Source organism: Streptomyces sp. NPDC094034, from assembly GCF_040303865.1.
Taxonomy (GTDB): Bacteria; Actinomycetota; Actinomycetes; order Streptomycetales; family Streptomycetaceae; genus Streptomyces.
In genome coordinates this window covers 329,756-355,236 of sequence record NZ_JBEOUD010000001.1, presented here as the reverse complement: position 1 = coordinate 355,236, position 25,481 = coordinate 329,756, and the positions used below count along the sequence as shown (strand labels likewise).

Here is a 25,481-nt window from a genome sequence, read left to right as displayed (position 1 = left end):
GTTGCCGCGGTGGGTGACCATGCGGGCGCGTCGCGTAGCCTCTCATATGGGAGCCGCCGTGCTCCGACGTGAAACTTATGTGGTGTCCTTCACGTACGACTCCCGGCACTGGACCACCGGCGTACTGGTCTTCGCAGGTGAATCAGGGGTTGCGTACCGGCGTCGCGGGGTTGTGGTCCACCTTGCAAGACGATTGCCGCGGGTGGGACCATCGCTACATCCTCTGAGCCCGCAAGGTAGGTCAGTTCTGTGTCTGCAACATCCGCGTCGCCCACGAAGTCCCGCACCACCGCTGTCGTCCTGGCGGGCGGAACCGGCCAGCGTGTGGGCCTGTCGATCCCGAAGCAGTTGCTGAAGATCGCGGGGAAGGCGGTCATCGAGCACACGCTGTCGATCTTCGAGCGGAGTGACTCGATCGACGATGTGATCGTGCTGATGGCGCCGGGCTATGTGGCCGACGTGGAGAAGATCGTCTCGAAGGCCGGACTGGCCAAGGTCACCCGGATCATCGAGGGCGGCGCGACACGGAACGAGACCACCGAGCGCGCCATCGCCGCGCTGGGCGAGGGACTGGCCGAGGGCGAGGACCGCAACGTCCTGTTCCACGACGCCGTGCGCCCGCTGCTGTCGCACCGCGTGATCACGGACTGCGTGGACGCGCTGGAGCGCTACCAGGCCGTGGACGTCGCCATCCCGTCCGCGGACACGATCATCGTGACCCGTACGCACGGCGGCGACGGCGAGTTCATCACGGACGTCCCCGACCGGTCGCGGCTGCGGCGCGGCCAGACCCCTCAGGCGTTCAAGCTCTCCACCATCCGCAAGGCGTACGAGATCGCCGCGGGCGACCCCAACTTCCAGGCCACCGACGACTGTTCGGTGGTGCTGAAGTATCTGCCGGACGTGCCGATCTATGTCGTCGCGGGCGACGAGTACAACATGAAGGTCACACAGCCGGTCGATGTGTTCATCGCCGACAAGCTCTTCCAGCTGGCCTCCGCCGCCGCTCCGCAGCAGTCCTCCGACGACTCCTACCGTGAGCTGCTGGCCGGCCGGACCCTCGTCGTCTTCGGCGGCTCGTACGGCATCGGCGCGGACATCGCGCAGCTCGCCGAGTCCTTCGGCGCGACGGTGTACGCGCTGGGCCGCTCCACCACCGGTACGCATGTCGAGAACCCTGAGCATGTCGACGACGCGCTGTCGCGCGCCTACGCCGAGACGGGCCGGATCGACTACGTGATCAACACCGCGGGTGTGCTGCGCATCGGCAAGCTGGCCGAGACGGACAACACCACCATCCAGGAAGCGCTGAACGTCAACTACCTGGCGCCGGTGCAGATCGCCCGCGCCTCGTACAAGTATCTGGTGGAGACCAAGGGCCAGCTGCTGCTCTACACATCGAGCAGCTACACCCGGGGGCGCGCGGAGTACAGCCTTTACTCGTCCACGAAGGCGGCCATGGTGAATCTGACCCAGGCGCTCTCCGACGAATGGGCCGGCGAGGGAATCCGAGTGAATTGCGTCAATCCGGAGCGCACCGCGACTCCCATGCGCACCAAGGCATTCGGTCAGGAGCCGGAGGGTTCGCTGCTCTCCTCCGAAGCGGTCGCCAGGACTTCCCTCGATGTGCTGCTCTCCGAGCTGACCGGCCATGTCATCGACGTACGGCAGCAGGACCCGACCCGCGGTGCCTCCGAGGCGTCGGACTTCGAGCAGGCTCTGGCGGCCGTCCTGGACCGTCAGGAAGATGTGTAATAATTCTTGACAATCTTTGCACGGGCCTCTGTGGTCGCCGACGCGCGAATCACGGAGGCCCGAGTTCGTGAACTTTTCTCTTCACAATTTTCGTCGCAAGGTCCTATAGCCTCCACGGTCTGGAGCAGGTATTCCGTGATTTCGACAGCCATTCGCCTGGCCCGGGTGGGCAGCGGATCAGAGCTGGCAGCCGCACTTCTTCTGGGTCTGAGTTTCCCGTGCGTCATGCTCGCCGCGATAATTCCCAATATCTGGTTCTTCGCCGTGGCCGCGGCGGTGAGCTATCTCGCGGACACCTTCCTGCACCAGCGCGGCAGCTATCTGGTGAACCGGCTCGCCAAGGTCCGGGCCGGTCTGTCGATCCGCTTCCTGATCCGGCAGATGCTGCTGGTGCTCCTGGTCGCGCGATGCGGCCTCGGTGAGGACCGGATCTTCTATGTGACCGTCGTCGCCGTGCTGGTGTTCTACGGGCTCCAGGCGCCGCACGGCGCGATCGTCACCCTGCTCCGGCTGCGCCGCAGGCTGCCCGTGGTCACCCGCAACATCGATCTCGGTGCCATCCGGATCCCCGACGCCCCGCCGCGCTGGCTGCTCAGCCGCTCCGCCGAGAAGATGCTCCACCTGGATGTCTTCGCCATGGTCGGCGTGATCATCACGCTCCAGACCCGCGACAACCTCTACGGCTACGCCGGGCTCGGCCTCAGCGTGCTGCTCGCCGTCGGCTTCATCGTCGCGCTGCTGCCGTATCTGCGGCCGAGCCGGCTCGTGCCCAACGCCGAGAAGGTGCTCACGGCGGTGGACGGCTGGCTGGCCGACTACCGGCCGACCGTGATGCTGTACTTCTCCGGCTCCAAGGAGTCCGCGTACCAGGTCAACATGTGGCTGGAGACGATGGGACAGCTCGAAGGCCGGCCGCTGATCGTCCTGCGCGAGCGCGTCATCGCGCAGCAGCTTGGCCCGACGGCCGTGCCGGTGCTCTGCGTCCCCGGTGGCGTGCATCTGATGAATCTGGATCTCTCGACGGTCCGGGTCGCGCTCTACGCGGCCAACGTCGGCAAGAACATCCATATGCTGCGCGTCCCGACCATGAAGCATGTCTTCATCGGGCACGGCGACAGCGACAAGCTGGCCAGCGTCAACCCGTACAGCAAGGCGTACGACGAGGTGTGGACCGCGGGCCGGGCCGGGCGTGACCGGTACGCGCTCGCCGATGTCGGGGTGCGGGACGAGGACATCGTCGAGGTGGGCCGCCCGCAGCTGGCACCGATCGAGCAGGCGAGCGGCTCGACGAAGAACCCCATCCCCACGGTGCTCTACGCGCCCACGTGGGAGGGCTGGGACGACAGCCCGGGCAACACCTCGCTCCTGCTGGCCGGCGAGAACATCGTCAAGCGGTTGCTGAAGGCCGAGCGCCCCGTTCGGGTGCTCTACAAGCCGCACCCCTTCACCGGTACGCGCAGCGCCAAGGCGAAGGCCGTCCACGAGCGGATCATCGCGCTCGTGGAGAAGGCCGCCACCGAGCGCGCCACCGACGCCCGCTGGGCGAAGGACGCGGCGGGGCTCCGCGACGAGCAGAGCGCGGCGCGGACCGAGCTGGCCAGGATCGGCGCGCGGCTGACCGAGCTGTCCGGCGGGGCCGACGCGAGCAGGGACGAGGCGGAGGAGTCGCGCGACTCCAAGGCCGACCCGGCCGCGCAGGCGGAGCTGACGCGGCTGAGGCGCGAGTGGAACGGCGCGTACTGGCGTTCCTTCGGCTGGTGGGAGCACCGGGTCATCGATGGCTCGGAGCCCGCCCTGTACGACTGCTTCAACGAGTCGGACGCGATGGTCTCCGACATCTCCAGTGTCGTGTCGGACTTCATCGCGAGCGGCAAGCCGTACGCGGTCACCGACTCCGCGGAGCTGGGCGCGGAGGAGTTCAAGCGGCAGAACACCGCCGTACGGGCCGCCGTGATCCTCTCCAACAGCGCGAAGGAGCTGGACCAGTTGCTCGCCGCGGTCGCGGAGCCGGCCGCCGACCCGCTTTCCGAAGCCCGTCATGAGCTGAAGCGCTATCTGCTCGGTCCTGACGAGCCGACCTCCATCGAGCGGTTCGACGCGGCGACGCGGGCCCTGGCGGCGAAGTCGCTGGCCCGCAACGTGGGTGTCGAGCAGCGGCTCGCGGAGCCGGAGGAGGCGCCCGCGCCGGACGACTCGGCGCCGTCCGAGCCCCGGGCGGAGGACTCGCCCGTGGGGGGCTGAGCGCCCCAGCGGTTCTCGGGCCCGGCAGGGCGCCTACGGGCGCGCTGCCGGGCCTTCGTCATGTCCGCCGCGTTCGGCCGCCACTCCGCCCGGCCGGAACGCGGATGTGACGGGCATCACGGGACGGGCGATCGAGGTGAGACAACCAACATTCGATGTCGCTTGTCTTGAATTGCGATGAACACTTTGCCTCTTCCTGACGTCAGCGTGATTGTCGGCGCATATGAAGCGATGCCCTATCTGATCCGCTGTTTGGAATCCGTCGAGGCCCAGACGCTGGGTCCGGACCGCATCGAAATCGTCGCGATCGACGACGGCTCGACCGACGGCACGGGTGAATACCTGGAGGCGTTCGCCGCGCGCACGGCCATCCCGACCAGAGTGGTGCGCCAGGCCAACTCGGGGGGTCCCAGCGGGCCGCGAAACGTCGGACTCGGCATGGCACGCGGCCGCTATGTCTTCTTCCTCGACGCCGACGACTACTTCGGCGAGGAATCGCTGGAGCGCATGGTCGCCATGGCCGACCGCGCCGGCACCGACGTGGTGCTCGGCAGGGTCGAGGGGGTGAACCGCGGCGCTCCCGGCTCGATGTGGAACCGTACGGCGGAGCGGGTCGACATCTACCGCTCGCAGGTCATCTACACGCTGAGCGCGCAGAAGCTCTTCCGCCGCGAACTGACAGAGCGACTGGGGCTGCGTTTCGACGAGACGCTGAAGACCGGTGAGGACGCCCTGTTCACGATGGAGGCGTACATCCGGGGCAACGGTGTCTCGGTGATCGCCGACTACACCTGCTACTACCTGGTCGGCCGCGACGACGGCAAGCATGTGACCAAGAGCGGCGGCCACGCGCTCCGATTCGAGGCCACGGGCGCTCTGATGGCGCTCATCACCAGGCTGGTGCCGCCCGGCCACAAGCGTGACCGGCTGATGGTCAGACCCTTCACGGTCGGACTGATCCAGCAGTTCGGCCGCGGGATGCTCAAGCAGCCCGAGGAGATCCGGCAGCACAAGCTGGAGCTGGCCGCGCCGCTGATGGAGCGGTACTGGACCCCGGGCGTGGCCGCGCGCATCAAGGTCTCCGAACGGCTGCGGCTGGAGTGCGTCGCGCTGGGGCGGCTCGATCTGCTGGCGGACATGCTGGCCTTCATCGGGGCCGGGACCGTACCCGAGGTGGTCCACCGGGGCCGCGCCCGTACTCCGTACCTCGTCTTCCCGCACTTCGGTGACAAGAGGAGCGGTCTGACGGACGCGTCGTACGAGGTGACCGTGCCGGACTGGCTCGGCAAGCCGGGGCTGCGGCGCATCGAGGCGCCCAAGGTCTTACGCCGGCGCAAATCGCTGGCACGCAGGGTGGCGCGCCGGGTGCGTACCCGGATACGGGCCCTGGCCGTGCCGAGACCGCTCGGTTCGCTGCCAACCAGGCCCAGGCCGTGAGGGGTTGGGCGGTACGGGACGATGAGCCGCGGGCGGCGCCGAGCGGTACGGCGATCAGGGCCGGTGAGTCCGCCCGCGCGTCTGCCCGCGCGAGGCTCTGGATTGCACATCCGCGCACGCCTGAGCGCCCTTTCGTGCACCCCTTTTGCACCGGTTCACTCCCCTAAGATGACCAGCGGCGGGCCGCACAGGAAATCGTAGGTAAAATCGGACTGTCGGGCGACGCCCGGACAGCATCGGAATCTCAGCAGGGATAGGGATAGTGAAGGCTCTCGTACTGTCCGGCGGGGCGGGTACCCGTCTGCGCCCCATCACGCATACCTCCGCGAAACAGCTCGTCCCCGTGGCGAACAAGCCCGTGCTCTTCTACGGGCTGGAGGCCATCGCCGAGGCGGGGATCACCGAGGTCGGCGTGATCGTCGGAGACACCGCGGAGGAGATCCGCGAGGCGGTCGGCGACGGCTCGCGATTCGGCATAAAGGTCACCTACCTCAAGCAGGACGCCCCCCGCGGACTGGCGCACGCCGTTCTCATCGCGCGTGAGTTCCTGGGCGAGGACGACTTCGTGATGTACCTCGGTGACAACTTCATCGTCGGTGGCATCACGGGCCTGGTCGACGGCTTCCGCGCGGACCGCCCCGAGGCGCAGATCCTGCTCACGAAGGTCCCCAACCCCACCTCCTTCGGCGTCGCCGAACTCGACGGCGCGGGCAGGGTGGTGGCCCTGGAGGAGAAGCCCAAGGAGCCCAAGAGCGATCTCGCGCTCGTCGGCGTCTATCTGTTCACCCCGGCCATCCATGAGGCCGTGCGCTCGATCGAGCCCTCCTGGCGCGGTGAGTTGGAGATCACGCACGCCATCCAGTGGCTGATCGACCAGAAGCGCGACGTCCGCTCCACGACCATCTCCGGTTACTGGAAGGACACCGGCAATGTCGCCGACATGCTGGAGGTCAACCGTTCGGTGCTGGAGACCGTCGAGCCGTGCCGTGACGGCAGCGTCGACGAGGCGACGGAGATCATAGGGCGGGTCAGGATCGAGAAGGGCGCGCGGGTCACCGGCAGCCGGATCGTCGGTCCCGCGATCATCGGTGAGGACACGGTGATCAGCGACGCCTACATCGGTCCCTTCACGTCGGTGTCCGAGCGGTGCAGGATCGAGGACAGCGAGATCGAGTACTCCATCGTTCTGCGGGGCTCCTCGCTCAGCGGCGTGCGCCGGGTGGAGGCATCGCTGATCGGCCGTGATGTCGAGATCACCCCCGCGCCCCGTAACCCGTCCGCCCACCGACTCGTCCTCGGTGACCACAGCAAGGTGCAGATCTCCTCATGACCGACAGGATTCTCGTGACCGGCGGTGCCGGTTTCATCGGCTCGCACTACGTCCGTACGGTCCTGGGCCCCCAGGGCCCCGGCGATGTCGAGCTGACCGTGCTCGACAAGCTCACCTACGCGGGCAACCCGGCCAACGTGGACGAGGTCCGTGACCACCCCGGGTTCCGCTTCGTCCAGGGCGACATCTGCGACCCCGAGCTGGTCGCCAAGCTGATGGCCGAGCACGACCAGGTGGTGCACTTCGCGGCCGAGTCGCACGTCGACCGCTCCATCGACGGCGGCGCGGAGTTCGTCCGTACGAATGTCGTGGGCACGCACACACTGATCGACGCCGCGCACCGCGCCGGGGTGCAGACCTTCGTGCATATCTCCACCGACGAGGTCTACGGCTCGATCGACGAGGGTTCCTGGCCGGAGACCCACCCGCTGGAGCCCAACTCGCCCTACTCCTCGGCGAAGGCGTCCAGCGATCTGATCGCGCTCTCGTACCACCGCACGCACGGCCTCGATGTGCGGGTGACCCGCTGCTCCAACAACTACGGGCACCACCACTTCCCCGAGAAGGTCATCCCGCTCTTCATCACGAACCTGCTGGACGGCAAGAAGGTCCCGCTGTACGGCGACGGCGGCAACATCCGCGACTGGCTGCACATCGACGACCATGTGCAGGGCATCGAGCTGGTCCGCACGAAGGGCCGGGCCGGTGAGGTCTACAACATCGGCGGCGGCACGGAGCTGTCCAACAAGGAGCTGACCCGGCTCCTGCTGGAGGCCTGCGGAGCCGACTGGGACACCAGCGTCGAGTACGTCACCGACCGCAAGGGCCACGACCGCCGCTACTCCGTGGACTGCGCCAAGATCCGTACGGAGCTGGGGTACGAGCCGCGCAAGGACTTCGCCACCGGCCTCGCGGAGACCGTGGAGTGGTACCGCGAGAACCGCGCCTGGTGGGAGCCGCTGAAGGGGCGTGCCGCGCTGTGAGCCGCTGGCTCGTCACCGGCGCCGGCGGCATGCTCGGTCAGGATCTGCTGGCCCGGCTCGCCGGGGCCGGGCAGCACGCGACCGGCCTGGACCGTACGGCGCTGGACATCACGGACCCCGGCGCGGTGCGCACCGCCCTGGAGACCCATACGCCCGACATCGTCGTCAACTGCGCTGCCTGGACGGCCGTGGACGACGCCGAGACCAAGGAGGCCGAGGCGCTCGCGGTCAATGGCACGGGACCCCGGGTGCTCGCCGAGGCGTGCGAGGCGTCCGGCGCCGTCCTGATCCAGGTCTCCACGGACTACGTCTTCGCCGGAGACGCCCGGGCACCGTACGGCGAGGACGACCCCACGGCCCCGCGCAGCGCCTACGGGCGGACCAAGCTGGCGGGGGAGCGGGCGGTCCTGGACACCCTCCCTGAGACCGGTTTCGTGGTCCGTACGGCCTGGCTGTACGGCGCGGGCGGCGGCAACTTCGTCCGGACGATGATCAAGCTGGAGGGGATCAAGGACTCTCTGGACGTGGTGGACGACCAGGTCGGCCAGCCCACCTGGACCGGCGACCTCGCGGACCGGCTGGCCCTGCTGGGCCTCGGGGCCCTCGCGGGGACCGCCCCGGCCGGGGTCTACCACGGCACCAGCGGCGGCGAGACGACCTGGTTCGGGTTCACCCGCGAGATCTTCCGGCTGCTCGGCGCGGACCCGGAGCGGGTCCGTCCGACCACCAGCGAGGCCTTCGTACGGCCGGCCCCCCGGCCCGCGTACAGCGTGCTGGGACATGACCGGTGGAAGGCCGCGGGCATCGAGCCGATCCGTGACTGGCGCACGGCACTCGGCGAGGCGTTCCCCGCGCTGGTCCGGGCCGAGCGGGGCTGAGCGGAGCTGAGCCGTCCGGGGGCTGGGCAGGGCCGAGCGCGGCCCAGCTCGGGCCGAGCGTGACCCCGGGCGGCCAAATGGGTGTTACTGGCCGGTAGATGTTTACGTACAGCCTGATGGCCCACTAAGTTCACTGAGAATCAATCCCTTGGTTGTTGATTCTCAGTGAAGGGCCCCTTACGTGGATCGCCACGGCTTCCTGCGCCAACTGCACCGTGTGTACAAGCCCCGCACCTACTTGGAAATCGGGGTCAATGACGGCCGCAGTCTGGCTCTGTCCCGGGTTCCGTCGGTCGCGGTCGACCCGGCGTTCCGGGTCGTCACGGACATCAGCTGCGATGTCCATCTGGTCAAGGCCACCAGCGACGACTTCTTCGCCCGCAAGGATCCTTTGATCCATCTCCGCAACGGCCGTAACCCGTTCCGCGCGCTCGCCCGACGTGACCCGGTCAATCTGTTCGGCGGTGACCCGAAGCTGGAGCTGTCGTTCATCGACGGCATGCATCTCTTCGAGTTCGCGCTGCGCGACTTCATGAACGTCGAGAAGCACTCCCGCTGGTCCAGCGTGATCGTCCTGGACGACATGCTGCCGCGGGACGTCGACGAGGCGGCGCGCGACCGGCACACCAAGTTCTGGGCCGGCGACGTCTACAAGGTCGCCACGGTGCTGCGCCGGTACCGACCCGACCTGCTGGTCGTCGACGTCGACACCGAGCCGACCGGGGTGGTGGCCATCTTCGGCGCCAACCCGGACAGCACGGTGCTGAAGAGCGCGTACGACAAGATCATCGAGGAGTACGTCGTACCTGACCCGCAGGACGTGCCCGAAGAGGTGCTGGTCCGTAAGAACGCGGTGCGGCCCGAGGCGCTGCTCGGGGCGGGTTTCTGGCCCGCTCTGGCCCGCGCCCGTAATCTGCGCCGCTCGCGGTCCGCCTTCGCGCCGCTGCGGCGGCAGATCGAAGCGGTCACCGGCTGATCCCGGAACCAGCTGATCCCGGAACCATACGGAAGGGGCCCGAGCGATTCATGATCGCTCGGGCCCCTTCCGTATGCGCCGGGCCGGCTCAGCCGCGGGCGGCCAGCTCGTTGTAGTACGCCGTGCAGTCCGCGTACGACGGGAGCAGGCCCTGGGCCTCGGCCTCCGCGAGGGTCGGCGCCGCGGCGTCCTTGTCGGAGAGCAGCGGCGTGATGCCCTGGGGCCACTCGATACCGAGCGCCGGGTCCAGCGGATTGATGCCGTGCTCACGACCGGGGGCGTATCCCTCGGAGCACAGATAGACCACCGTGGCGTCGTCCGTCAGCGCCATGAACGCGTGGCCGAGCCCCTCGGCGAGATAGACGGCGTGATGATCCACATCGTCCAGTCGTACCGCCTCCCACTGCCGGTAGGTGGGGGAGCCGACCCGGATGTCCACGATCACGTCGAGCACCGCGCCGCGTACGCACTTCACGTACTTGGCCTGGCCGGGCGGTACGTCGGCGAAGTGGATCCCGCGCAGCGTGCCGCGGCTGGACACCGAGCAGTTCGCCTGGGCGAGGTGCAGCGGGTGGCCGGCCGCCTCGGTGAAGTCCGACGCCTTGAACCACTCGTGGAAGCTGCCACGGCTGTCCGGGAAGATCTTCGGTTCATGTACCCAGGCGCCTTCGACCGAGAGCTGCCGCATGTGATCACGTCCTTGTTCTGTGTGCTTGTCACTCATTGCTCGGGAGAAGCGCGGCCGGTCACAGACGCGCGGCGAGCCGGCGCACCTTCTTGCGCGCCGAGGAGGGCAGCCGGCGCACGATCGGGCCGCCCGCCGAGCGGAGCACCCGGCGCAACGTCGCCCGGCGGCGCTTCACCGTCACCATCCGGACGAGCAGGGGATCGACCATGTCCAGACCGCTCTCGTCCAGCCGGATCCGGCCGCCCTGGGCCACGGGCACCTCGCAGAGCGGCAGCACCGGGCCCTTCGGCCCGTCCAGCCGCACCGACAGCTGCGCCGGTCCGGCCGGCAGGTCCGGGACCCTGGCGGGGACACCGAGATGGGCCCGGCCCTGGTCGGGGCGGAGCGTGGACGGCGCGGTCCGCGCGTTGCCGTCCGCCGGGGTCAGCACCAACTCGACCGCCTGTGAACCGGACTTGGTGCCGGTGAAGATGTCGAGACGCAGCTCGGGACGGCTGCCGGGCATCCGCCGCGCGGGCCGGTCCGCGAGATAGGTGGCCATCTTCTTGGCGCGGCCCGCGACATCGAGGGTGAGGTTGCCGTGCGGGTCGGTGAAGTACGGGATCACCGGCCGCGCGGGCGAACCGAGCAGCGCGGGAAGGCACTTGGTGTCGACCGACGCGGCGCGGTCCGCGCCGAGCCTGGCCTTGCGTACCAGCCCGAGTCCGCGCAGCGGCACCCAGACGTCCCAGAAGCCGCGGGAGACCCGGCCGCGGCCCTTGACCGCCTCGCTGGTGACCTGGCCGACGCCGTGCAGGACCACCTCGTAGGCGTCGTCGCCCAGCGCCTCGATCTTGGTGGTGAACTCGGCGACACACGGCCACTCGACGGCGGTCTCGCGGTTGCGCAGCGAGAACTCGCCCTTGAAGCTGTCCATGTCGTCGGTGACATCGAGGAGTTCACCGTCCGGCAGCAGCCCTTCGGTGATCTCGGGGTGCAGGAAGTAGCGCTTGCCGCGGCGGACCAGCCGCAGCGGCTCCTTGTCCTCGCCGTGGACGAGTCGGCCGGTCACGGTGAGCGCGGCACTGCCGTCCGGCTGCCAGTCGAAGTCCTCCAGCCGGGCCGCGCCCTTCACCGACTTGGCGAAGCGGGCGATCTTCACCAGACCCTGGCGGTCGTCGGCGCGCAGCAGAGTGGAGCGGAGTCTGACCAGCGAGCCGAGGCCGTCGTGCACGCCGTCGTGCATGAACTCCTCGGCGAGCGGACGGATCGCGTCGCACATCTCGTCGAGGAACTCGGGCGTGTAGTTGACCACGGACGGCTCGCTCAGCCGGCCGAGCATCTCGACCCGGTAGAAGCGCCGCAGCAGCCGGTCGCGGAATTCACCCGGTTCGGTGTTGTCCACGACGACCTTGAGGACCTCGCGCAGGTTGCCGTAGTAGCCGGCCGGCACGATCTTGGCGGAGCCGGCGTTCTGGCCGTCGTCCCGCTTCGAGTAGTAGTAGCAGGTGTAAGTCCCCAGGATCGACACGACCTTGGCGGGGAAATACGCCTGCATCATGTACAGCTGGTCCTCCAGGCGCCGCTTGCCCTCGGGGTACGCGATGCCGTTCTCGCGCAGGAACTCCGTACGGAACATCTTGTGCGGGGTCAGGCTGTCGTACAGCGGCGCATTGCTCAGATCGCACTTCTCGCGGTTCTTCTTGAACACGCCGTGCGGAACGCCCCGGAAATTGGACGCGACCTTCCCGATCACGATGTCGGAGCCGTTGCGGTGACCCATCTCATAGAGCCGTCGCAGCGCGTCGGACGCCATGTGGTCGTCCTGGTCCACGAACTGGACGTACTCACCCTTGGCCTCGGCGACACCGATGTTCCTCGGCTTGCCGGGCCAGCCCGAGTTGGGGATGTGGATCACCCGGAAATGAGGGTGCTCGGCCGCCAGCTTGTCCAGGCGGGCAGGGCTGTCGTCGGTCGACCCGTCGTCCACGAAGAGCACTTCGAAATCCGCCGCCGGCAACGTCTGGGCCAGCAGTGAATCGATGCACGGGTCGATGTACTTACCCGGGTTGTACACCGGAATGACGACGCTCACTTTTACTGGCATTACTGATGGCCCATCTCTGTGTGGTTGCGCGGAGGATCAAGTGGGGGGAGTCGCCGCCATCGGCGAGCGTGCGGGCGCCGTGGAGGCCAGCTTATCGCTGCGCGGACGGGAACGTTTCCCGGCTGTTGTCATACCTGACAGACTGTCTTCACCGACATGTGGTTGCACCGCGGGCACAGGTCGAGGCCGGGGACGGGTCTCCGGGCCGTGTCCCACCCACTGAAATGCCTCGTCGGCCCGGGAGTCGCCCGCGTACGCTGAGCGACCGGCGGACGACCAGCCGGCGAGCGGTCGGCCGGTGAGGTGTGGCCGACAGTGAGAGCAGAGGCACAGCACGTGGCAGCGGCACGGCAGAGCGCGACGGTACGGCAGGACGCGGTGGCAGGGGCCCACAGGATCGTCGTCAAGGTCGGTTCCTCCTCGCTCACCACCGCCTCCGGAGGGCTCGACGCCGACCGGGTCGACGCGCTCGTCGATGTTCTCGCCCAGGTCAGACGCGGTGCCGGCGGCGGTGACGAGAAAGAGGTGCTGCTCGTCTCCAGCGGTGCCATCGCCGCCGGGCTCGCCCCCCTCGGACTGGAGCGCCGCCCCCGGGACCTGGCCCGCCAGCAGGCCGCCGCCAGCGTCGGGCAGGGGCTGCTCGTCGCCCGCTACACCGCCTCCTTCGCCCGCTACGGCGTCCGCGTCGGGCAGGTGCTCCTCACCACCGACGACACCAGTCGCCGCGCCCACTACCGCAACGCGTACCGCACCCTGGACCAGCTGCTCGGCATGGGCGCCGTCCCCGTCGTCAACGAAAACGACACCGTCGCCACGGACGAGATCCGCTTCGGCGACAACGACCGGCTGGCCGCCCTCGTCGCCCATCTCGTACGGGCCGATCTGCTCGTCCTGCTCTCCGACGTCGACGGGCTGTACGACGGCGACCCCCGTACCCCCGGCGCCTCCCGGATCGCTGAGGTGCGCGGCCCCGCCGATCTGACCGGCGTCTCCCTCGGCAGCGCGGGCCGGGCGGGCGTGGGCACCGGCGGCATGGTCACCAAGGTCGAGGCCGCCAGGATCGCCGCCGCCGCCGGGGTCCCGGTGGTGCTGACCTCCGCGAGCCACGCCGCCGACGGGCTCGCGGGCCGGGACACGGGTACGTACTTCCACCGCACCGGACGGCGCTCCGCGGGCCGTCTGTTGTGGCTCGCCCACGCCTCCACCCCGCAGGGCGCGCTCACCCTGGACGACGGCGCGGTACGGGCCGTCGTCGAGCGGCGTACCTCACTGCTGCCGGCCGGGATCGCCGCCGTCGAGGGCGAGTTCAGCGCCGGTGACCCGGTGGAGCTGCGGGACACGGCGGGCCGTCCGGTCGCCCGTGGACTCGTCAACTTCGACGCGAAGGAGATCCCCCAGCTTCTGGGCCGCTCCACCCGCGAGCTGGCCCGCGAACTGGGTCCCGCCTACGAGCGTGAGGTCGTACACAGAGACGATCTGGTCATCCTCCATCCCTGACCCACCCCTGAAACGGCTGAAACTCCGGTCTTTGAACAGGGACCTTTACCAAAACCGCCCCATGCCCTGCCCGGGACTGGTCAACTTTGTCCCAGGGGTACAGACGGGGTACAGCACGACAACGCATCAACAGGAGGCCGCTGGTGAGACGAGCGCGCCCGGGGGCGGTGCCCCGAGGGACCGGGGGAAGCGCCCACGCCCGGAGGGCCGCGGGCGAGGAACGAGCCCTGACCAGCGTCGAAGCGGGGGACGACTTCGACGACGAGCAACAGCGGGAGGTCGTATCGGGAACGGAAGCGCGCGGGGAGGGCCGTGCGCTGTCGAAGCTCTGGCACATCACGCTCAGCGTCTCGGGCGCCGAGGCCCCGCTGCCGGAGGTCCGGCGCGGCCTTGAGCAGCTGGCCCATGACCATCCCTTCCTGCTGACCAGCCGGTACGCCAACGACCACGCGGAGATCCGGTACTGGGAGGAGGCCCGGGATCTGCACGACGCCGCCGCCGTCGCACTGCGGCTCTGGGGCGAGCACCGGTCGAGCGCCAAGCTGCCGCCGTGGAAGATCGTCGGCCTTGAGGTCATCGACCGTGAGACCTATCACCAGCGGATCGCGGAGGGGTACGGCCCGCCACCGGCGGCCCCGGTGGGCGTTCATCCGTTCTGATCCCCCACCGGAAGTGTCTCGGAGTCCGGAATAGGTGCGGAATGCCCGCAGGGCGCGCACTACCCTGCGGGCATGACCTCGCTCTCGCCGTACGACAACCTCTCCCCGGTCGCCAGGGCCGCCTACCGGTCCCGCGCCGCGGCCGCCGATATCGCGCCACTGCCGCGGGCGGCCAAGGACGACGCGCTGCTGGCGATCGCGGACGCGCTGGAAGTGCGTACCCACGAGATCGTCACGGCCAACGCCGAGGACATCGCGCGGGCCCGGGAGGCCGGGACCGGCGAGGCGATCATCGACCGGCTGACGCTGACACCGGAGCGGGTGCGGGCCATCGCCGCGGACGTACGGGACGTGGCGGCGCTGCCCGACCCGGTCGGTGAGGTCGTACGCGGCTCGACGCTGCCCAACGGCATCGACCTGCGGCAGGTGCGGGTGCCCCTCGGCGTGGTCGGCATCATCTACGAGGCCCGCCCCAACGTCACCGTGGACGCCGCCGCGCTCTGTCTGAAGTCGGGCAACACGGTGCTGCTGCGCGGCTCCTCCTCGGCGATCTCCTCGAACACCGCCCTCGTACGGGTGCTGCGTGACGCGGTCGGCGGGGCCGGGCTGCCCGCCGACGCCGTACAGCTCGTGCCCGGCGAGGGCAGGGACGCCGTACAGGAACTGATGCGGGCCCGGGGCCTGGTCGACGTGCTGATCCCGCGCGGCGGCGCCTCCCTGATCCGCGCCGTCGTCGAGGGCTCCACCGTGCCCGTCATCGAGACCGGCACCGGCAACTGCCATGTGTATGTGGACGCCGAGACCGATCTCGACATGGCCGTCGAGATCCTGATCAACTCCAAGGCGCAGCGGCCCAGCGTCTGCAACGCCGCCGAGACGCTCCTCGTCCACCAGGACATCGCGGGCGCGTTCCTGCCGCGCGCGCTGGACGCGCTCGCCGACGCCGGGGTCACGGTCCACGCCGACGAGCGGGTGCTCGCGTACGGCGCGGGCTCGAAGGCGGAGATCGTGCCGGCCACCGCGGAGGACTGGGAGACCGAGTACCTCTCGTACGACATCGCCGCCGCGGTCGTCGACTCGCTGGACGCCGCCGTCGCCCATATCCGGCTCTGGTCGTCCGGCCATACGGAGGCGATCGTCACCACCTCGCAGGCCGCCGCCCGTCGATTCACCCAGTTGGTCGATTCCACGACCGTCGCCGTGAACGCGTCCACCCGGTTCACCGACGGCGGCCAGTTCGGCTTCGGCGCCGAGATCGGAATCTCCACGCAGAAGCTGCACGCGCGGGGACCGATGGGCCTGCCGGAGCTGACCTCGACGAAGTACATCGTGATCGGCGACGGCCACACGCGATAGCGGTGGGGCCACCGATACGGACCGATACGGCAGGGACGCCCGTGGCGGCGGACGGGCGCGCCCCGGCCCCGATGTGACGAAGACCGAGTCGGGAGAGTTCGGACTCCGCCTGCCCAAAACGACCCGCCAGGTCTACCCTGAAGGGGTGCCGGACGACGTGGGGGGCAGGCCGTTCCCGGACGGCTGGGAGCCCGACGACGACCGCGGAGGCGCGGACAAGGACTTCGCCCCCGTGGTGTTCGACGAGGACTTCGTCAGGTCCGCCACCATCCATGAACCCTCCGCCGTGGAACGGCTGCTGGCCGCCGCCCAGGCGCGCGCCGAGGCCGAGGCGGCCCACGCGCGGTCCGGCGGGGGACGGCCCGAGGACGAGCTGTACGAGGAGCTGTACGGCCGCGACGGCGCGTACGGACCCGACCCCGACTACGACGACGGGTACGACCCCGATGACCCGGATGCGCTCGACGGGCCGTACGGACGCCATGGCGGCTCGCTGCGTCCGTATCGCGGCGCCGCCCGCTGGCACCGGCCCGTCGCCTGGCTGCTCGCCCTGCTGATGGGGATCGGGATGGTCGCGCTGGCCTTCTCGGCCGTCTACCGCGGAGCCTCCAACAGCCGCGACGGCAAGGTACCGGGGCCCACCACGACCGAGATCGACAAGCCGGCCCCGGCTATCCCCTCGGCCTCCGCGAACGAGTCGGCGCCGACGGTCTCCGTGGTGCCGCGCACGCCCTGACCGCTCGCCCCGACCGCTCGCCCTGAGCGCGGCTGACCACCCCCGGACGGCCCGGGACGACCTGAACGGCCGATCGCGTGGCTCCCGGAACTTCCCGGCTTGCCCAGCGTTTATGTTCGGCCCCTCCGACCTACTCTGAAGGTATGGCAGGGCGTGGAGACCCACCCGAAGGGGAACCTGAGGGGCTGCCCGGCGGCGATGACGACGAGTACCGCTCCACCGTCTTCGACGAATCCTTCATCCGGGAGGCCCGCCTTCAGGAGTTCTCGGCGCGGGAACGGATGACCGATCACGCCGACGCCGTACGGAGGGTGCCTCCGACGCGGCCTCCGCCCCCGGCCAGGCGCCGGACCCACGGAATCTTCTGGCGCGGATCGAGACAGCTGCTGCTGCTCGTCCTGGTGGTGGTCCTCGCGTTCGGTACCGCCATCTATCTGGGCCTGCGCAATCCCTACCGCCCGGCCACCGGCCGCTCGGTGGACCAGGTGCGGATGTCGGTGATCCCACTGGCCCCGCGGGGACCCGTACCTGGCGGCACCCCCGCGGATCTCTTCGAGCACAGTCCGGCCGCGCAGTTCCGGGTGGGGGCGGCCGGGATCACGATGCCCGCCGTCCGGGAGACCGGTGGCTTCTCGGAGAGCCAGGTGATGGCCGCGCTGACCACCGTCAAGGACTATCTGGTGGCGTCCTCACTCGACCCGGACGTCATCGAGGGCCACTCGGAACGGCCGGTACGGGTGCTGCTCGACCCGGACCAGCTCGACCAGTTCGACGCCGGATTCGCCGCCCCCGCCGACGACGGCCTGCACGCCCCGACCGGCTGGCTGGTGCGCTTCGACCCGTCGAAGGTGGCCCAGGCCGACGACGAGGTGCGGGTGCACGGCACGCTGCGCTACCAGGAGACCTCACCGGGGACACTGGAGGTGGTCTCGGACCATGTCTTCGTCTACGCGCTGCGCCCGGCGAGCTCCGACGCGCTGCCCGTACGGGACGCCTCGCTCTTCACCGTCCGGCGTGAGCTGCGCTTCCGCTTCGATCTGGACGCGCTGCCGCGGCATACGGCGCGACTGCTGACCAGTGAGGTGCAGGCCGGGCCGCAGTCTTGCTCGACAGAGCCGCCGACCACGCTGCGGCCCCTTCTGGCGGGCCAGCGCGCGAAACCCCATGAACCGGTCGGCACGGACCCGTACGCGACGGGTCCGCCCGTCACGGCGCTGTGCGGGACGCTGTCCCGCGCGGCGGAACCGAGCCCGGCCGCCTGACATGGCCGGCCGGGCTCCCGCTACACGCTCGCGCGCGGTTCCGCTTCCCGTCTCCCGTACGGTTGTTTTCCGTACGGCTGTCTTCCGTATGGTTCAGCTCTTGCCGGGGCCCTCGTCCGAGGGGCGGTCGCTCTTGCCGCCGTTGCCGCCGTTGCTGCCGCCGCCGCCCGTGAACTTGTCGCGCAGCTTGCCGCCCAGATCGCCCGCGCCGCCCGCGATGTCGCCGACCAGCTTCATCAGCGGGTCCTTGCTGTTGCGGACCGTGTCCGCGTAATGCGTGGCGGAGTCACGGAGCGAGTCCGTCACCGAGGTGTCCTTGTCCTCCTCGCGGCGCGGGTAGTGGCCGTCCATGATCCGCTGGTAGTCGCGGCTCTCGGCCCACTTCTTCAGCTCGGCCGCACGCACCGTCGTGAAGGGGTGCGTCCGCGGCAGCACATTGAGGATCTTGAGCACGGAGTCCCGCAGATCGCCGCCCGCCTCGTACTCGGCGGCCTGCTCCAGGAACGCGTCCACGTTCATCTCGTGCAGGTGATTGCCACCGGCGATCTTCATCAGGCCGCGCATCGAGGCCTGGAGGTCCTGGCCGACCAGCAGTCCCGCCCGGTCCGCCGACAGCTCCGACTTCCGGAACCACTCCCGCAGCGCCGTCACGATCGCCATGATCGCGACATTGCCCAGCGGGATCCAGGCGACCTTGAGCGCCAGATTGGTGAGGAAGAGAAGTATCGTCCGGTAGACGGAGTGACCGGAGAGCGCGTGGCCCACCTCATGGCCCACGACCGCCCGCATCTCCTCCTCGTCGAGCAGCTCCACCAGCCCCGTCGTGACCACGATGATCGGCTCGTCCAGACCGATGCACATGGCGTTCGGCTTCGGGTCCTGTGCCACATACATCGCGGGAACCTTCTCCAGGTCCAGGATGTAGCAGGCGTCCCGCAGCATGGCGTGGAGATGGGCGAACTGCGCGTCGCTGACCCGCACGGAGTCGGAGAGGAAGAGCAGCCGCAGGCTGCGCTCGGGCAGCAGCGCGCTCATCGCCTTGAAGACCGTGTCGAAGCCGGTGAGCTTGCGCAGGGCGACCAGCGCCGAGCGGTCCGCGGGGTGTTCGTACGCCCGTGAGGAAATGCCCGGGAAGCGCTTGCGCTGCCTGCTCGGCACGCTTTCGTGAGTGGCTGCCTCGTGACTGTCTTCGGTCATATGGATATCCCCTGTTCATACGAGTCCACAGCTCGTCCCCCTGACGGCCCCCACCCTAGGGGGTGGGTCTACCGTGTGACGGGGGCCATCGCCGTGTTTCCCGGGAGTCGCCACCCCGGGCGTGGCCGGAAGAGACCGAGGAGCGCACCCGACATGCCGGAAATCGTCACCCTGCTCGCCGCCGCATCGGATCAGCAGGGGCCGGGCGATACGTTGCGGATCGTGCTCCTCGTCTCGTTGGTCGGAGTCGTCCTGCTCGCCTGGTTCCTGTTGCGCGGATACCGCGACAACGATCACAACGACTGAGTCGGCGTGAGCGTGCCCGAAGCCCCCGCATACGATGTGCGCGAAGTCCCCGCTCCCACCCGTGAAGAAAAGGGCCCGTAGAAGATGAGCCTCACCGGTACCGCCGCCCACTTGGTCACGCTCGCCGAGGCCACCGAGCACGGCGGCAACCACGAAAGCCTCAACCCGTACCTCATCGGTGGCGGCGCCCTGTTCGGGTTGCTTCTGCTGCTGTGGATCACCACCCGCTTCAACCGCGACCGCTGACACCGGCGCGTCATCTTGTGCCAGTAGGCTCTGCACGCATGGGAGAGCAGCAGGCGGCCGGCGGTCGTGAACCCGGATCCGGTCGCGGCAGGCGCCGACTCGGCGTGATGGGCGGGACCTTCGACCCGATCCATCATGGGCACCTGGTGGCGGCCAGCGAAGTGGCCGCCCTGTTCCACCTCGACGAGGTGGTGTTCGTGCCGACCGGACAGCCGTGGCAGAAGAGCCAGCGCGCGGTCTCCCCTGCCGAGGACCGCTATCTGATGACGGTCATCGCCACCGCGTCCAATCCGCAGTTCTCGGTCAGCCGCAGCGACATCGACCGCGGCGGCCCGACCTATACGATCGACACGCTGCGGGACCTGCGGGCCGTCCACGGCGACGCGGACCTCTTCTTCATCACCGGAGCCGACGCGCTCTCCCAGATCCTGAGCTGGCGGGACCACGAAGAGCTGTTCTCGCTCGCCCACTTCATCGGAGTGACCCGGCCGGGCCATGATCTGACGGACGACGGACTGCCCAAGGGCGGGGTCTCCCTCGTGGAAGTGCCCGCGCTGGCGATCTCGTCGACCGACTGCCGGGGGCGGGTCGCGAAGGGCGATCCGGTCTGGTACCTGGTGCCGGACGGTGTGGTGCGCTACATCGACAAGCGGCAGTTGTACCGCGGCGCATGAGCCAGGGAGAGGGGCACCGGTGAACGACCAGCAGCAGCCGTACGATCCGTACGACCCGTATTACACGCAGCCCCGGATCGTCGGTTACGACGAGTACGGGCAGCCGGTGTACCAGCAGCCCCAGCCGCAGCAGCAGTACGACGCCTACGGGCAGCCGCAGCAGCACCAGCCCTCGCAGCGGCAACAGGGGTACGGATACGACCCGTACGCCCAGCCCCAGCAGACGACGGCGCCCCAGCAGCCCCAGCAGCAGTACGACCCGTACGCCCAGCCGTCATCGCCGCAGCCGCCGCAGCCGCAACAGCCGTCGCAGCAGGGACAGGCTCAGGGGCAGGGGCAACAGGGGCAGGGGTACGGATACGACGGCTACGGCTATGACACCGGGCAGCAGCAGCCCGTGAGTGTCGACACCACCCAGCAGTGGAACATCCCGCAGCAGCAGCAGCAGCAGCAGCAGCCGGCCGCCGCGTCCGCCGCTCCCGTCGCCGAGCCGCCCGCCGCGCCCGCCCCGGCGCCCGCGTCCGTACCCGTACCCGTACCGGAGCAGCGGCGCCCCGACGGCCAGGACCGTGACTACCGCACCGAGCAGTTCTCGTTCATAGAGGAGCCGGACGAGAACTCCGAAGACGTCATCGACTGGCTGAAGTTCACCGAGAGCCGCTCCGAGCGGCGCGAGGAGGCCAAGCGGCGCGGTCGCAGCCGTGTCGTGGCCCTGGTCGTCGTTCTCGTCCTCGCGGTCACCGGCGGCGTCGGCTATCTCTGGTACGCGGGCAAGCTGCCGGGGCTCGGCGCCGCGGACGAGAAGGAGACCACCGCCACGGGGCCGCAGAAGCGCGATGTGATCGTGGTGCATCTGCACGACACCAAGCAGAAGGGCACCTCCACGGCGCTGCTGGTCAACAACGCCACGACCGGCCAGGGCACCACCGTCCTGCTGCCCAACTCCCTCTCCGTCGCCGACGACGACGGTGTCTCCGCCACGCTCGGCAAGTCCGTCGACGACGACGGCTCGGACGGCACCCGGGAGGCCATCGGCGCACTGCTCGGCACCAAGATCACCGGCACCTGGCGGCTCGACACCCCGTATCTGGAGAACCTCGTCGAGCTCGTCGGCACGATCGACCTGACCACCGACGTCGAGGTGCCCGGGGCGAAGAAGGGCGACGACCCGGTGGTCAAGAAGGGCGAGAACCAGACGCTCAGCGGGAGCATGGCCGTCGCCTACGCCACCTACAGCGCGCCCGACGAGCCGGAGGCCAAGCAGCTCCAGCGGTTCGGCCAGGTCCTCCAGGGGGTGCTGCGGAAGATGTCGGACGACCCGCAGGCCGCGACGGTCACCGTCGAGACCCTGGCACAGATCCTCGATCCCTCGCTGCCTGAGAAGGACTTGGGGGCCTCCCTCGCCAAGCTGGCCGAGCACGCCAAGGTCGGCGACTACAAGACAACGCTCCTGCCCGTCCAGCAGAACGGCCTGCTCAGCGAGCAGGCCTCCGAGAGTGTGGTCAAGGACATCCTGGGCGGTTCTGTCACCGCGCCGGAGCAGGGCTCGGCCGTGCGTGTCGGGGTGAAGAACGCGAGCGGGAACCAGAGCGCGGCGGAGTCCTCCCGGATCTCGCTGGTCAACGGCGGCTATCGCTTCGTGGACGCGGGCACGGCCGAGATCGTGGCATCCTCGCAGGTCACCTATGGTGACGAGGCGAAGAAGCCGGAGGCGGAAGAGGTCGCCAAGACCCTCGGACTGCCGGCCGACGCGGTGAAGAAGGGCAAGGCCGCCACGAACGCGGATGTCTCCGTCGTCCTCGGCAAGGACTTCAAGGTCGACTGAGGCCGGCGGGGGAGCGGGGCAGGGGCAGGGCCGGGCGTGCGCCCGGCATCGCCCACGCGAGGGCGGCCGGAGGCCCGCTCCCACGAGGGTGGTCAGGTCCGCTCCCACGAGGGTGGTCAGGCCCGCTCCCGCGCCGCACCGGCTGTCGGTGGTCCGTGAGATCCTTGGTATCTCCATGACCACCGACGGAAGCCTGCTTGTGACCGCTACTGATCGTTCCATCGAGCTCGTCAACGCCGCCGCCCAGGCGGCCGCCGACCGGCTCGCGCACGACATCATCGCGTACGACGTCAGCGATGTGCTGTCGATCACCGATGCCTTCCTGCTCGCCTCGGCGCCCAACGACCGTCAGGTCAAGTCGATCGTCGACGAGATCGAGGAGCGGCTCCAGAAGGAGCTGGGCGCCAAGCCGGTGCGCCGCGAGGGCGACCGCGACGCGCGCTGGATCCTCCTCGACTACGTCGACATCGTCGTGCATGTGCAGCACAGCGAGGAGCGGGTCTTCTACGCCCTGGAGCGCCTGTGGAAGGACTGCCCCGAACTGCCGCTTCCCGAGGACGCCGTCAAGACCCGGGGCAAGGCCGCGGAGCACGCCGAGTCGACGGGCGACGGCGGGGAGCGCGCGGGGGCCTTCGGTGACAGTGACGGTGAGCTGAGCTGAACGGCGGAAAGGGCGGCAGAGGCCGCCGCATCATCCTGTGGCGGCACGGCCAGACGGCGTGGAATCTGGAGCGCCGCTTCCAGGGCACCACGGACATCGAGCTGACCGACACCGGTATCGCCCAGGCGCACCGGGCCGCCCGGCTGCTGGCCTCCCTGAAGCCGGACGCGATCGTCGCCTCCGACCTCCGGCGGGCCGCGGCCACGGCCCGTGAGCTGGCCGCGATCACCGGACACGACATCGCGTACGACGCCGCGCTCCGCGAGACCTTCGCGGGCGACTGGCAGGGCCTGACCCATGAAGAGATCATCGGACGGTTCGGCGGGCAGTACGCGGCGTGGAAGCGCGGCGAGCCCGTCCGGCGCGGCGGCGGTGAGCTGGAGACCGAGGTGGCGGAGCGCGCCGCGCCCGTCGTCCTCCGGCACGCCGACAAGCTGCCCGACGGCGGCACGCTCGTCGTGGTCAGCCATGGCGGCACGATCCGTACCACGATCGGCCATCTGCTGGGCCTGGAGGCTCACCACTGGGAAGGCCTCGGCGGGCTCTCGAACTGCTGCTGGTCCGTCCTCGGCGAGGGCGCGCGCGGCTGGCGGCTGCTGGAGCACAACGCGGGAACCCTCCCGGAACCGGTCCTCGGTGACGACGACTGAGCCACCCCCGGCGGCGATGGGGCCGGATTTCACTTTCCGGCTGGTCGCAGGCTAAAGTTCTTCTTGTTCGCGGCGCTGAGCGCGGGGAACACGCGGGGCTATAGCTCAGTTGGTAGAGCGCCTGCATGGCATGCAGGAGGTCAGGAGTTCAATTCTCCTTAGCTCCACAATCCGTTACATCCTCTGGATCCCGTCCCTGGCAAGGGGCGGGATTTCTGGTTTCGGGACGTTCGTTCTCGCGCTCGCCGTCCGCCTCGCCCCGTGAGTTCCCGGCTCGCGGTCACCGCGTCCGGTATAAGCCCTAACAGGCAGGATTTTTCAGGCTGCTCCCCGGTCCTCGGCGTGGCAGAATCGGACCGCCGGAGGGGGGCGACGGACCGCATGGGGAGGGAGCGCGTACATGTCCGCCAGCAGCGTCGAGGAACCCGGTGAACCGCTCGCCGAGGCGGAGGCGCGCACCGGCCTCAGCTGCCCTTCGTGCGGCTCGTCCCAGGTGGCTCAAGTGCTCGGTGACAATGGCGGAATTTCCTACGTGTGCACGGCCTGCGGCCACAGCTGGAGCTGAGTGATGGGTGCACACAGGCGTAAATGCGACTGGTGCGGCAGTGGTACGCCGATCGTCCGGGACATGGATCCGCTCAACCCCGAGTACCAGTACTGGTGCGAGGAGTGCGCGCGGGCGCTGATCATAAAGGGCGACCCCATCGAGACCTACCGGGAGCTGGAGGGCGAGCCGATCTACGGCCGGCTCCTCGACGAGCACTGCACGCTCAAGCGGTTCTACTCGTTCGCCACGGCCTGACCACCGACACGGCCACGTACCCGATCAGGGCGGCGGCCGTCAGCGGGTAGAGGGCGGAGAGCGTCATCTCGGCGGCGCCCTGGGCCAGTTCGGGGCGGCCGACGCCGTGCGGGACCCACCACAGGGCGTACGAGCAGAAGGCCAGCGCCGCGGCGAGCGCCCACCACGCTCCGGCGCGTGCGCCGAGGAACAGCACGATCGGTACGCACCACACCCAGTGGTGCGACCAGGAGACCGGGCTGATCAGCAGAGCCGTCGCCGCGCAGGCGGCCATCGCGGCGGCACGTTCCCCGCGCAGCGCGGCCGCGACCGCCGACGCGAGGCCGAGCACCGCCACCGCGCCGGCCGCGGCGGTCCACCAGAGCGCCGGCTCGCCGGTGTGCAGCAGCCGGGCGAGGACCCCGCGCAGCGACTGGTTGGCGGTGTTCTCCGCGCTGCCCACCCGGTGTGTCTCGAAGAGGGCCGTGGACCAGAAGCGGAGCGAGTCGCGGGGGAGGGCGGCGGTGGCCGCCAGCGTCGCCGCGCAGAAGACCACCGAGGCCGTCGCGAACCGCCGCAGCCAGGGATTCCAGCCTTCCCTCCCGGCCCGTACGAGCCCGACGATCAGGAACAGGACCGCGAAGAGCGCCGGGGTGAGCTTGATCGCGGCGGCGAGGCCGGTGCCCGCGCCCGCCCAGCGGTGGCCGTCGGGGCGGGTGAGGTCCCACATCACCGCCACCGCGAGCAGCAGATTGATCTGCCCGTAGCGCAGGGTCGTCCACACCGGCTCGCACCAGACGGCGGCCGAGGCCACCCAGAGCGCGGTGACCCACGGTCGCGGGAGCCGGTCCGGGGGGAGCGTGAGCCGCAGGGAGAGCTGGGCGAAAGCGACCAGGAGCAGCAGGTTCCCGGCGGTGGCGAGCGCCCGCAGTCCGGGAACGCCCGGCAGCGTGAGCGGGGTGAACAGCAGGGCGGCGAACGGCGGGTAGGTCGCCGGAAGTTGAACGGATGTCGCACGCATCGCGTACAGGTCCCGGCCGTCCAGCACGGTACGGCCCTCGGCCCGATAGACCATCAGATCGATCATGGAGACCCCGGCCGCGCGCTGCGCCGCCCAGAACGTGGCGAAGGACAGCAGGCAGACCGAGGCGGCGAGCAGGAGGGGGCGCCGGACGGAGAGGTTGCGGAGCGTGCTCCGCAGGAGCATGGCGACGGTCACGAAGGGCGACAGTACCGGGCGTATCGGTCTTATCCCTT

The 25,481-nt window shown here is 69.5% G+C and carries 24 protein-coding genes and 1 tRNA gene; 21 read left to right on the top strand and 4 right to left on the bottom strand.

Going from position 1 to position 25,481, the window contains the following annotated elements:
- Nucleotides 1–249 precede the first annotated feature (249 nt).
- The 7 genes from ABTZ59_RS01590 (at nucleotide 250) to ABTZ59_RS01560 (ending at nucleotide 9,600) form a co-directional block, all read left to right on the top strand.
- Complete coding sequence (locus ABTZ59_RS01590; RefSeq protein WP_351388036.1) at nucleotides 250–1,755, top strand: D-ribitol-5-phosphate cytidylyltransferase; 1,506 nt, start codon at nucleotides 250–252, stop codon at nucleotides 1,753–1,755.
- A 135-nt stretch (nucleotides 1,756–1,890) separates the two neighbouring features.
- Complete coding sequence (locus ABTZ59_RS01585) at nucleotides 1,891–3,996, top strand: CDP-glycerol glycerophosphotransferase family protein (protein ID WP_351388033.1); 2,106 nt, start codon at nucleotides 1,891–1,893, stop codon at nucleotides 3,994–3,996.
- 177 nt (nucleotides 3,997–4,173) lie between these two features.
- On the top strand, nucleotides 4,174–5,433 hold the full coding sequence (locus ABTZ59_RS01580; RefSeq protein ID WP_351388026.1) for a glycosyltransferase family 2 protein: 1,260 nt from the start codon (nucleotides 4,174–4,176) through the stop codon (nucleotides 5,431–5,433).
- Nucleotides 5,434–5,695: 262 nt separating this feature from the next.
- Entirely contained in the window at nucleotides 5,696–6,763 is a 1,068-nt protein-coding gene (locus tag ABTZ59_RS01575; protein ID WP_351388021.1) for a glucose-1-phosphate thymidylyltransferase, read from the top strand.
- Entirely contained in the window at nucleotides 6,760–7,746 is a 987-nt protein-coding gene (gene rfbB / locus ABTZ59_RS01570) for a dTDP-glucose 4,6-dehydratase (protein WP_351388017.1), read from the top strand. Before ABTZ59_RS01575 ends, rfbB begins: the two co-directional genes overlap by 4 nt.
- Nucleotides 7,743–8,624, top strand: coding sequence for a dTDP-4-dehydrorhamnose reductase (rfbD, locus tag ABTZ59_RS01565; RefSeq protein ID WP_351388012.1), 882 nt, complete (start codon nucleotides 7,743–7,745; stop codon nucleotides 8,622–8,624). The genes rfbB and rfbD overlap by 4 nt, the downstream gene beginning before the upstream one ends.
- Before the next feature lie 181 nt (nucleotides 8,625–8,805).
- The gene (locus tag ABTZ59_RS01560) at nucleotides 8,806–9,600 is read left to right on the top strand and encodes an O-methyltransferase (protein WP_351388006.1); all 795 of its coding nucleotides are present in this window, start codon (nucleotides 8,806–8,808) and stop codon (nucleotides 9,598–9,600) included.
- An 88-nt stretch (nucleotides 9,601–9,688) separates the two neighbouring features.
- Here ABTZ59_RS01560 and rfbC read toward each other — a convergent pair whose 3' ends face one another.
- Together rfbC and ABTZ59_RS01550 are read right to left on the bottom strand one after the other, a co-directional pair.
- Nucleotides 9,689–10,288 (bottom strand): dTDP-4-dehydrorhamnose 3,5-epimerase, encoded by a 600-nt coding sequence (gene rfbC, locus ABTZ59_RS01555; RefSeq protein ID WP_351388003.1) that lies wholly within the window; start codon nucleotides 10,286–10,288, stop codon nucleotides 9,689–9,691.
- Nucleotides 10,289–10,346: 58 nt separating this feature from the next.
- A complete protein-coding gene (locus ABTZ59_RS01550; RefSeq protein WP_351387995.1) occupies nucleotides 10,347–12,362 on the bottom strand; it encodes a glycosyltransferase family 2 protein in 2,016 nt (671 codons plus the stop codon).
- 390 nt (nucleotides 12,363–12,752) lie between these two features.
- Between ABTZ59_RS01550 and proB the strand changes: the two genes are divergently transcribed.
- The 5 genes from proB (at nucleotide 12,753) to ABTZ59_RS01525 (ending at nucleotide 17,884) form a co-directional block, all read left to right on the top strand.
- Nucleotides 12,753–13,871 (top strand): glutamate 5-kinase, encoded by a 1,119-nt coding sequence (gene proB, locus ABTZ59_RS01545; RefSeq protein WP_351388765.1) that lies wholly within the window; start codon nucleotides 12,753–12,755, stop codon nucleotides 13,869–13,871.
- A gap of 143 nt (nucleotides 13,872–14,014) precedes the next feature.
- Nucleotides 14,015–14,530 (top strand): DUF8830 family protein, encoded by a 516-nt coding sequence (locus ABTZ59_RS01540; RefSeq protein ID WP_351387988.1) that lies wholly within the window; start codon nucleotides 14,015–14,017, stop codon nucleotides 14,528–14,530.
- A gap of 72 nt (nucleotides 14,531–14,602) precedes the next feature.
- Nucleotides 14,603–15,886: a glutamate-5-semialdehyde dehydrogenase gene (locus ABTZ59_RS01535; RefSeq protein ID WP_351387984.1), complete on the top strand. Its 1,284-nt coding sequence runs from the start codon at nucleotides 14,603–14,605 to the stop codon at nucleotides 15,884–15,886.
- Nucleotides 15,887–16,031: 145 nt separating this feature from the next.
- Entirely contained in the window at nucleotides 16,032–16,622 is a 591-nt protein-coding gene (locus ABTZ59_RS01530; protein ID WP_351387980.1) for an SCO2584 family spore wall biosynthesis protein, read from the top strand.
- A gap of 143 nt (nucleotides 16,623–16,765) precedes the next feature.
- Nucleotides 16,766–17,884 (top strand): SCO2583 family membrane protein, encoded by a 1,119-nt coding sequence (locus tag ABTZ59_RS01525; RefSeq protein ID WP_351387977.1) that lies wholly within the window; start codon nucleotides 16,766–16,768, stop codon nucleotides 17,882–17,884.
- Between the two features lie 93 nt (nucleotides 17,885–17,977).
- On the opposite strand, the gene ABTZ59_RS01520 is transcribed toward ABTZ59_RS01525, so the two are convergent.
- Entirely contained in the window at nucleotides 17,978–19,081 is a 1,104-nt protein-coding gene (locus tag ABTZ59_RS01520; protein WP_351387973.1) for a M48 family metallopeptidase, read from the bottom strand.
- A gap of 153 nt (nucleotides 19,082–19,234) precedes the next feature.
- On the opposite strand from ABTZ59_RS01520, the gene ABTZ59_RS01515 reads away from it, so the two are divergent.
- The 9 genes from ABTZ59_RS01515 to ABTZ59_RS01475 all read left to right on the top strand — a co-directional run bounded on the left by ABTZ59_RS01515 (nucleotide 19,235) and on the right by ABTZ59_RS01475 (nucleotide 24,245).
- Nucleotides 19,235–19,387: a hypothetical protein gene (locus tag ABTZ59_RS01515; RefSeq protein ID WP_351387969.1), complete on the top strand. Its 153-nt coding sequence runs from the start codon at nucleotides 19,235–19,237 to the stop codon at nucleotides 19,385–19,387.
- Nucleotides 19,388–19,471: 84 nt separating this feature from the next.
- On the top strand, nucleotides 19,472–19,633 hold the full coding sequence (locus ABTZ59_RS01510) for a hypothetical protein (protein ID WP_351387966.1): 162 nt from the start codon (nucleotides 19,472–19,474) through the stop codon (nucleotides 19,631–19,633).
- Nucleotides 19,634–19,671: 38 nt separating this feature from the next.
- Nucleotides 19,672–20,307 carry a nicotinate-nucleotide adenylyltransferase gene (gene nadD, locus ABTZ59_RS01505; RefSeq protein ID WP_351387962.1) on the top strand — a complete coding sequence of 212 codons (636 nt, stop codon included), beginning with the start codon at nucleotides 19,672–19,674 and terminating at the stop codon, nucleotides 20,305–20,307.
- Nucleotides 20,308–20,326: 19 nt separating this feature from the next.
- A complete protein-coding gene (locus ABTZ59_RS01500) occupies nucleotides 20,327–22,132 on the top strand; it encodes an LCP family protein (protein WP_351387959.1) in 1,806 nt (601 codons plus the stop codon).
- Between the two features lie 199 nt (nucleotides 22,133–22,331).
- Complete coding sequence (gene rsfS / locus ABTZ59_RS01495) at nucleotides 22,332–22,793, top strand: ribosome silencing factor (RefSeq protein WP_351388760.1); 462 nt, start codon at nucleotides 22,332–22,334, stop codon at nucleotides 22,791–22,793.
- Nucleotides 22,790–23,443 carry a histidine phosphatase family protein gene (locus ABTZ59_RS01490; protein ID WP_351388754.1) on the top strand — a complete coding sequence of 218 codons (654 nt, stop codon included), beginning with the start codon at nucleotides 22,790–22,792 and terminating at the stop codon, nucleotides 23,441–23,443. Before rsfS ends, ABTZ59_RS01490 begins: the two co-directional genes overlap by 4 nt.
- A gap of 94 nt (nucleotides 23,444–23,537) precedes the next feature.
- A tRNA-Ala gene (locus tag ABTZ59_RS01485) sits at nucleotides 23,538–23,610 on the top strand.
- Between the two features lie 233 nt (nucleotides 23,611–23,843).
- A complete protein-coding gene (locus ABTZ59_RS01480) occupies nucleotides 23,844–24,008 on the top strand; it encodes a hypothetical protein (protein ID WP_351387956.1) in 165 nt (54 codons plus the stop codon).
- Between the two features lie 3 nt (nucleotides 24,009–24,011).
- The gene (locus tag ABTZ59_RS01475; RefSeq protein ID WP_030352343.1) at nucleotides 24,012–24,245 is read left to right on the top strand and encodes a hypothetical protein; all 234 of its coding nucleotides are present in this window, start codon (nucleotides 24,012–24,014) and stop codon (nucleotides 24,243–24,245) included.
- Here ABTZ59_RS01475 and ABTZ59_RS01470 read toward each other — a convergent pair.
- Nucleotides 24,214–25,443: a glycosyltransferase 87 family protein gene (locus tag ABTZ59_RS01470; protein WP_351387951.1), complete on the bottom strand. Its 1,230-nt coding sequence runs from the start codon at nucleotides 25,441–25,443 to the stop codon at nucleotides 24,214–24,216. The two genes, ABTZ59_RS01475 and ABTZ59_RS01470, sit on opposite strands and share 32 nt — an antisense overlap.
- Nucleotides 25,444–25,481 lie beyond the last annotated feature (38 nt).

Excerpts from the sequence above, each read along its gene's own strand:
- nadD (WP_351387962.1), top strand. The coding sequence starts at position 19,672 with ATGGGAGAGCAGCAGGCGGCCGGCGGTCGTGAACCCGGATCCGGTCGC.
- ABTZ59_RS01580 (WP_351388026.1), top strand. The coding sequence starts at position 4,174 with ATGAACACTTTGCCTCTTCCTGACGTCAGCGTGATTGTCGGCGCATAT.
- ABTZ59_RS01535 (WP_351387984.1), top strand. The coding sequence starts at position 14,603 with ATGACCTCGCTCTCGCCGTACGACAACCTCTCCCCGGTCGCCAGGGCC.
- ABTZ59_RS01475 (WP_030352343.1), top strand. The coding sequence starts at position 24,012 with ATGGGTGCACACAGGCGTAAATGCGACTGGTGCGGCAGTGGTACGCCG.
- ABTZ59_RS01515 (WP_351387969.1), top strand. The coding sequence starts at position 19,235 with ATGCCGGAAATCGTCACCCTGCTCGCCGCCGCATCGGATCAGCAGGGG.
- rfbC (WP_351388003.1), bottom strand. The coding sequence starts at position 10,288 with ATGCGGCAGCTCTCGGTCGAAGGCGCCTGGGTACATGAACCGAAGATC.
- ABTZ59_RS01510 (WP_351387966.1), top strand. The coding sequence starts at position 19,472 with ATGAGCCTCACCGGTACCGCCGCCCACTTGGTCACGCTCGCCGAGGCC.
- ABTZ59_RS01480 (WP_351387956.1), top strand. The coding sequence starts at position 23,844 with ATGTCCGCCAGCAGCGTCGAGGAACCCGGTGAACCGCTCGCCGAGGCG.
- ABTZ59_RS01525 (WP_351387977.1), top strand. The coding sequence starts at position 16,766 with ATGGCAGGGCGTGGAGACCCACCCGAAGGGGAACCTGAGGGGCTGCCC.
- ABTZ59_RS01520 (WP_351387973.1), bottom strand. The coding sequence starts at position 19,081 with ATGACCGAAGACAGTCACGAGGCAGCCACTCACGAAAGCGTGCCGAGC.
- rfbB (WP_351388017.1), top strand. The coding sequence starts at position 6,760 with ATGACCGACAGGATTCTCGTGACCGGCGGTGCCGGTTTCATCGGCTCG.